The organism is Acidobacteriota bacterium, from assembly GCA_016195325.1.
In the GTDB taxonomy this organism is placed as follows: domain Bacteria; phylum Acidobacteriota; class Polarisedimenticolia; order JACPZX01; family JACPZX01; genus JACPZX01.
In genome coordinates this window covers 86,602-93,115 of sequence record JACPZX010000046.1, presented here as the reverse complement: position 1 = coordinate 93,115, position 6,514 = coordinate 86,602, and the positions used below count along the sequence as shown (strand labels likewise).

At 71.2% G+C, this 6,514-nt stretch carries 6 protein-coding genes; 1 reads left to right on the top strand and 5 read right to left on the bottom strand.

Going from position 1 to position 6,514, the window contains the following annotated elements; all coding sequences use genetic code 11:
• A partial coding sequence (locus HY049_09590; protein MBI3449154.1) for a TlpA family protein disulfide reductase occupies window positions 1–241 on the bottom strand: 241 nt, incomplete at its 3' end.
• 154 nt (window positions 242–395) lie between these two features.
• Here HY049_09590 and HY049_09585 point away from each other — a divergent pair.
• Window positions 396–824: a TonB family protein gene (locus HY049_09585; GenBank protein ID MBI3449153.1), complete on the top strand. Its 429-nt coding sequence runs from the start codon at window positions 396–398 to the stop codon at window positions 822–824.
• A 6-nt stretch (window positions 825–830) separates the two neighbouring features.
• Here HY049_09585 and HY049_09580 read toward each other — a convergent pair whose 3' ends face one another.
• Genes HY049_09580 through HY049_09565 form a run of 4 tightly spaced genes read right to left on the bottom strand, consistent with a single transcriptional unit; the run spans window position 831 to window position 6,489 of the window.
• Window positions 831–2,363 (bottom strand): hypothetical protein, encoded by a 1,533-nt coding sequence (locus HY049_09580; protein ID MBI3449152.1) that lies wholly within the window; start codon window positions 2,361–2,363, stop codon window positions 831–833.
• A 4-nt stretch (window positions 2,364–2,367) separates the two neighbouring features.
• Window positions 2,368–4,089, bottom strand: a complete 1,722-nt coding sequence (locus HY049_09575) for a glycosyltransferase family 39 protein (protein MBI3449151.1) — start codon at window positions 4,087–4,089, stop codon at window positions 2,368–2,370.
• Between the two features lie 13 nt (window positions 4,090–4,102).
• Entirely contained in the window at window positions 4,103–5,272 is a 1,170-nt protein-coding gene (locus HY049_09570) for a threonine synthase (protein MBI3449150.1), read from the bottom strand.
• Window positions 5,269–6,489 carry a tyrosine--tRNA ligase gene (locus HY049_09565; protein ID MBI3449149.1) on the bottom strand — a complete coding sequence of 407 codons (1,221 nt, stop codon included), beginning with the start codon at window positions 6,487–6,489 and terminating at the stop codon, window positions 5,269–5,271. The genes HY049_09570 and HY049_09565 overlap by 4 nt, the downstream gene beginning before the upstream one ends.
• Window positions 6,490–6,514: the final 25 nt, after the last annotated feature.

Sequence of the window (6,514 nt, the reverse complement as noted above, 5' to 3'; positions counted from 1 at the left end):
GGTTGATGGCCGGCATCTCCTCCCTGCAGGGGAGGCACCAGGTGGCCCAAAAGTTGACCAGCGTGACGCGGGCATCGGCGTACTTGACCTGGATGGGCTTGCCGTCGAGGCCGGGGGCCGACAGCGGCGGGGCCGTCTTGAACTCGGCCGCCCGTGCAGCGCCGGCCCAGAGGAGCGCGAGCGCCGCCGCGACCGCGAGCCGCGCCGCGCGGCGGTGGGCCGTCGAACGCATCGTCGTCATTCAGATTCCCCCCGGCTGAAGCGCCGCCATGGCCCGCCCATTATAGCGACGGACCGGGAGATCGCCCGTTGCCCGGGGCGGACGCGAGCGGTATCATGCAGTCGCCTTCCCGCACGAAACCTGACGGCGCGTCGCCGGAATGGAAAGTCCCACCATGAAGGCAGCTCATCTCGTGACCAAGCTCCTCGCCGCTCTCACCGTGATCTTCGGCCTCGCCGCGGCGGCCACCGTCATCGGGGCGGCGCCCGCAGGGTCTCCGTCGATCACCGTGTACTTCGCGAAGGACTTCACCGATTCCGCGTACCAGCGGAAGGCGTACGACAAGGTGGCCACCGGGTGGAGGATGCCGGCGAGACAGCCCGCGCCCGGTCACAAGACGGTCGTCGTGACGACGATCGCGCGCGACGGCACGGTGGCGGCCTCCGGCGTGACGATGAAGAGCGGAGAGGACGCCTGGGACGCCGCCGCGCTCGACGCGGTGCGCCGGGCCTCGCCCTTCGCCCCCTTCCCCCCGGGTTACGCCGGAGCCACGACCGAGGTGCACTTCCACTTCGAGTGGACCTCTCCCCCGCCGAAGCGCTGAGCGCCGTCAGTCGATTCCGATCTCGTACACGTCGTCGGGGTAGAGCCCCTCGACCCCGGCGCTCTCGATGACGTGGTCGGGCCCGACCTGCGCTCCCTGGATGAAGACGCGCAGGATCGCCGCGACCGGATAGACGTCCCATGGGGACGCGTCCAGCCTCAGCATCGCGAAGCCGTCCGTGAGCGTGACGACGGCCTCGTCGACGAGCGTCGACCCGTCGCGGCTGTAGAGACGGACCGTCACGTCGCCGTCGGCGAGCTCGTCGTTGCGCGGCCCGAACGCCACGGGCGGCCAGCGGTCCCCGGCGCCGAGGCTCCATCCGCCATCGTCGCGCCGCGCCAGCCGGACGGAGACGTAGTGCGTCTCGGGCGACGGGTACAGGCGGCAGTCGTCGAACCAGATCGTGCTCGAGTGCCCGAGATCCAGCCACCCCTCGGTCTTCAGCTCGACATGACTCGATCGCGCGGGGACCTCGACTCCGCCGCCGATCGGGTGCCACTCCCCTTCGGCTCGCGCATACCCCCGACACGCGTGAGAGGCGGGATCGCAGAGAAGCTCGAAGAGGCCTCCCTGCGACGCGGGCCCGTTCAGGACGACGGAGCCGATGCCCGTCCGATCCTCGACGCGGGGGGAGCTGAGGTTCAGGTAGGCCTCGGCCCCCTTCGCGGTCGTCCCCAGCGCGATCTCCAGCCAGTTGTCCGGACTCTGCGCGCCGCCGCCGCAGAGATGCAGGAGCGCGCGGTGGGGGCTCGCCGCGCTCGAATCGATCCCCATCCGCGCCACGAGGACGACATCTCTCATGGGGATCTCCTGTCGCCCGCGAAGGCCCACGTACCCCGACGGGCCGTCGAGCCGGATCTCGAGGCGCCCGCCGCTCTGCCGCACTCGGGTGGCCCCGGGATCGCCCTGCTGGACGCTCCACAGCTCGTCATCAATCCGGTCCGAGTCGAAGGCATCGCGCACAGGGGCGCCGATGTGAATCACCTTCAGATCCTGGGTCGTCCCGTACCTCGGGAATCCGAGGCTGTAGCCTGCGGCGAAGACCTCCTCGCCGCGCGAGGAGCGCGCGGTGACGGTGACGTCGAGACGCCCTTCGGATTCGAGGGGTATCGCCAGATCGATCGGAAGCCGGATCTCGGCCCCGCGCGACAGGCGGGCCGACGGGAGAGTGAATCGGCGCGTCGCGCCGCCCGGCAGCGTGAAGAGCGCCTCGAGATCCGCGGAGCGCCCGGAGCTCTCACCGACGCGGAAGAGAAGCGAGGCGATGCGCCGGAGACGTGGGGCGCCCGGCGGAGCCCCGGCGACGACCGGCGGGAGCTCGTCCTCGACTCGGGCGTCGACGAGACTGAGGCCATGGGAGCGCGCCTCACCCATCGCTTTCAGCGGCGCACGCCGGATCGAAACGCCGGGGCCGCTCGTCGCCGCCGGCGACGAGGAGCCCTCGCCGCCCTCCAGGGACGCCGGCCGGGCGCCGGCCCCGGGAGATACCGCGAGAGCCATGGCGACCCAGGCGGCGACGCACCGCGCGGAACACGTCATCGGCTCACTCCGCGGCCCTCAGGTAGGGGAAGAGGAACTCGAGCGCGAGATCGTTCCCCTTCGCGTAGCGCAGGACCGGCCGGTCGACGACCACGGTGTCGGGAGACGACGGCAGCGGGACGATCGTGGCCCGCACCGTGCCGGCGGCGGTCGGGATCCAGGCCTTGAGCTCCATCGTCACCCAGCGATTCGCGGGCACCGACTCGAGCCTCAGAGCGCGGTTCTCGGTCCACTCCAGCTTCTCTCCCTTCGCGTCGAAGAAGTCCAGATGGACGACGCCCACGGTGGGGTTGGCCCTCTCCGGCCCCTCGCGACGGATGGAGAAGGAGAGATCGAGGTACCGCGCCACGGCTCGATCGACGGGAATCGGACCGCCATCGAAGAGGGAGATCTCCGCCGCGTCCGCGGGAACCGCCGTTTCCCCTCCGGCTCTCAGCAGCGATTCGGGCGCGCGATGGAAGGCGCGCGCCGAGGCGGCGCTGAGACTCGACTGCGCGAGGACCGCGACGAGAAGGATGGCGGCCGCCATGCCCCACGCGCGCGCCCGCCGGCCCTTCGCGGCGAGGAGCGGCCCCGACACCTCGACGATCGCCGCCGCGGCGAGCGCGATGAAGATCCCTTCGATGGGGAAGCGGAACCGCGCCTGCCCGAAGAAGATCAGGTAGACGCCGACGTAGGCGGCCGCGGTAAGGACGACCATCCGGCCCGCGGGCCTGCGCGTGGCCGGAACGAGCCCGACGAGCGCCAGCGCGAGAACGGCGGCCCACGGGATCATCGGGAAGAAGTGCCGGCCGGCGAAGAGCTCGGGGTTGCTCGAGTAGAGCGGCCAGGGGGGCACCAGCTCCCAGAAGGCGTCCCACTTCAGGCGGAGCGTGATGAAGAGGGCGCCGAAGGGATCGCGCGTGACGAAATCGATCGCCCGCTCCCGCCACGCGCGGGCGCGCTCCCACTCGTCCCCTTCGATCGCCGGAAGGCCGCGGTAGCCTCCGCTGGCGCCTTCGGTGTTCCCGATCGCGAGGTTGATGGCCCCGTTCGGCGCGATCAGCACGAAGCGGTGGTAGGCGATCGCGTTCCGCGCGGCCCAGGGCAGAAGCAGCGTCAGCCCCCCCGCGGCCAGGAGCGCCGCCGCCCTCACGCGGCCCCTCGCCCCGCCGGGCGCCCGGGCGACGGCCCGGAGCGCCGCCGGGAACAGCGCGACGGCGGCCGGCCGCACGAGGCAGGCGAAGCCGGCCGCGAGCCCGGCCCTGTAGTGGCTCCACGCGGAGTGCCGGTCCGCGGCGCGGAGGAGAAGCAGAAGCGCCGCGAGGAAGAAGAAGGTGAAGACGGTCTCGCTCATGAAGACGCTGGTGTAGAAGACGTAGTGCGGGAAGAAGCAGGCGACCAGCGCGGCGACGATCCCCGCGCGCCGCGAGTGGAGGCGCGCCGCGAGGCGGCCGACGAGGAGGCACGTCCCCGCGCCGAGAGCGGCCTGCGCGATCTGGATCGCGCGGTGCGCGGCGGCGCCGTCGAAGAGGAGGAAGAACGGCTTCAGGAAGAAGGCGTACCCCGGCGGGTAGGAGCAGTACCCGGCCGGAGTGAAGAGGTTCTGGAGGGACAGGCGATGCGTCGCCATGTCCACGAAGACGGCCATGTCGCTCACGGGGATCGGCTCGTAGGAGAAAACGTGCAGGAGCCGGATGAGGAGGGCCACGAGGGCGATGAGCCCGACCGTCAGCCGGATGGGCACGGCCGCCTCGTGCTCAGAAGCCGAGGGCTTCCGGGTACTTGAGCCCGGTCCCGGTGTTGAACAGGACGACGCGATCGGCGGGGGCGATCGCCCCGAGCGCCAGGAGGCGGGAGAGGGCGAGGAGGCACGCGGCCCCTTCGGGGGCCGGCAGGATCCCCTCGTGCCGCGCGATCTCCTGCGCGGCCCCGGCGATTTCGGCCTCCTTCACGGCCACGGCGCCGCCACCGCTCTCCCTGAGAATTCGCAGGATCAGGCGATCGGCGAACGGAGCGGGCACGCGGATTCCGGACGCGGCGGTCCTCGGATCGGCCCACGGCTCGGCGCGATCCTTCCCCGCCTCGAAGGCGCGGACGACGGGGGCGCACCCCTCGGACTGCACGGCGTACATGCGCGGGCGCTTCCCCGCGGCGATCCAGCCGAGCGTTTCCATCTCCTCGAACGCCTTCCACATCCCGATGAGCCCGGTCCCCCCGCCGGTCGGGTAGAGGATGGCGTCGGGCAGGGTCCATCCCATCTGCTCGGCGACCTCGTACCCCATCGTCTTCTTCCCCTCGACCCGGTACGGCTCCTTGAGGGTCGAAAGGTCGAACCATCCCTCCGCGGAAAGCCGCTCGCGCATCGCGCGCCCGGCGTCGCCGATGTGCCCCTCCACCGTGTGCAGGACGGCGCCGTACGCCCGGACCTCGCCGAAGAACGACCGCGGAGTGTCGGCCGGGAGGAAGACGTGGATCGGCAGGCGCGCGCGGGCGCCGAAGGCGGCCGCAGCGGAGCCGGCGTTGCCCGCCGAAGGGAGCGCCCCCGCCCTCGCGCCGAGCGCCTTCGCCATCGCGACCGCGACGGAAAGCCCGCGGTCCTTGAATGAGCCCGTGGGGTTCGCCGACTCGTCCTTGATGAGGAGGCCCGGACAGTTCACGGCGCGCCCCGTCGCGCGGGCGGCGACGAGCGGTGTGAACCCCTCCCCGAGCGAGATGGCGAAGCCTGGGTCGGGAAGGAGCTCCGCGTAGCGCCAGAGATCCGCCTCGCGGACGCTAAGCCTCTCCTTCAGCGCGGCGAGCCGCGGCGCATGGAGGTCGTAGCGCGCCAACAGCGAGCCGCCGCAGGAGCAGAGGTTGACGAGCGCGAGACGATCTTGGCGCGTGCCGCAGTCGGCGCACTCGAGGTGCGTGAGGACGCTCGGGCTCACCGGAAGGAGGCCTTCAGGAACCGGCGCTTCCCCGCCTTGATGAGGATCGAGCGCGGCGCGCTGGCGTCGATCTCGGCGTTCGCGTCGGCGACGCGCGCGCCGTCGAACGACAGCCCGCCCCCTTCGATGAGGCGGCGCGCCTCCCCCTTCGATTTCGCGAGGCCCAGGTCCACCAGGAGGGCGGGGACGTAGACCTTCCCGGGGCGGCACGGGAGGGCGACCTCCTCGATCTCGGCCGGGTTCTCGCGCCCGCGGAAGACGCGATCGAACTCCGCCTCCGCCTCCTTCGCCGCCTCGAGCCCGTGGAAGTCGGTGACGATCCTCACCGCGAGATCGGCCTTCACGCGCCTCGGGTGCCGGTCGCCCGTCTCGACCCCCGCGCGCATGGCGCGGATCTCGTCGGGGGGGGCGTCGGTCAGCAGATCCCAGTACTTCCACATCAGCGCGTCGGGGATGGACATCAGCTTGCCGAACATCTCACCCGGCGGGTCCTCGACGGCGACGTAGTTCCCGAGCGACTTGGACATCTTCTCGACCCCGTCGAGCCCCTCGAGGAGCGGGGTCGTCAGGATCACCTGCGGCTCCATCTCGTACTCGCGCATCAGGCGCCGTCCGACGAGGAGGTTGAACGTCTGATCGGTGCCCCCCAGCTCCACGTCGGCGTGGAGGTGGACCGAGTCGTATCCCTGCGCGAGCGGGTAGAGGAACTCGTGGATCCCGATCGGCTCTCCCGCCCTGTACCGGCGCTCGAAGTCGTCGCGCTCGAGCATCCGGGCGACCGTGTACTTCCCCGCGAGCCGGATGAAGCCGTCCGCTCCCATCGCCCCCAGCCACTCGGAGTTGAAGCGCACCTGCGTTCGCTTCGGATCGAGGATCTTGAACGCCTGCCGCTTGTACGTCTCGGCGTTGACCAGCACCTCGTCGCGCGTGAGCTGCGGCCGCGTCTTCGACTTCCCCGTCGGATCGCCGATCATCCCGGTGAAATCGCCGATGAGGAAGACCACCTGGTGCCCGAGATCCTGGAAGTGCTTCATCTTCCGCATCAGGACCGTGTGCCCGAGGTGGATGTCGGGCGCCGAAGGGTCGAACCCGACCTTCACGACGAGCGGGCGTCCCGTCTCGGCCGACCGCTCGAGCTTCGCGCGGAGCTCCGCCTCCTCGATGACCTGGACGGCGCCCTTCCGGAGATAGGCGACCTGTTCGGCGGGAGATCTCATCGCGGCCGAAGATAGCACGGGGTGC

Coding starts and splice junctions, on each gene's coding strand:
- HY049_09585 (MBI3449153.1), top strand. CDS start 396: ATGAAGGCAGCTCATCTCGTGACCAAGCTCCTCGCCGCTCTCACCGTG.
- HY049_09565 (MBI3449149.1), bottom strand. CDS start 6,489: ATGAGATCTCCCGCCGAACAGGTCGCCTATCTCCGGAAGGGCGCCGTC.
- HY049_09580 (MBI3449152.1), bottom strand. CDS start 2,363: ATGACGTGTTCCGCGCGGTGCGTCGCCGCCTGGGTCGCCATGGCTCTC.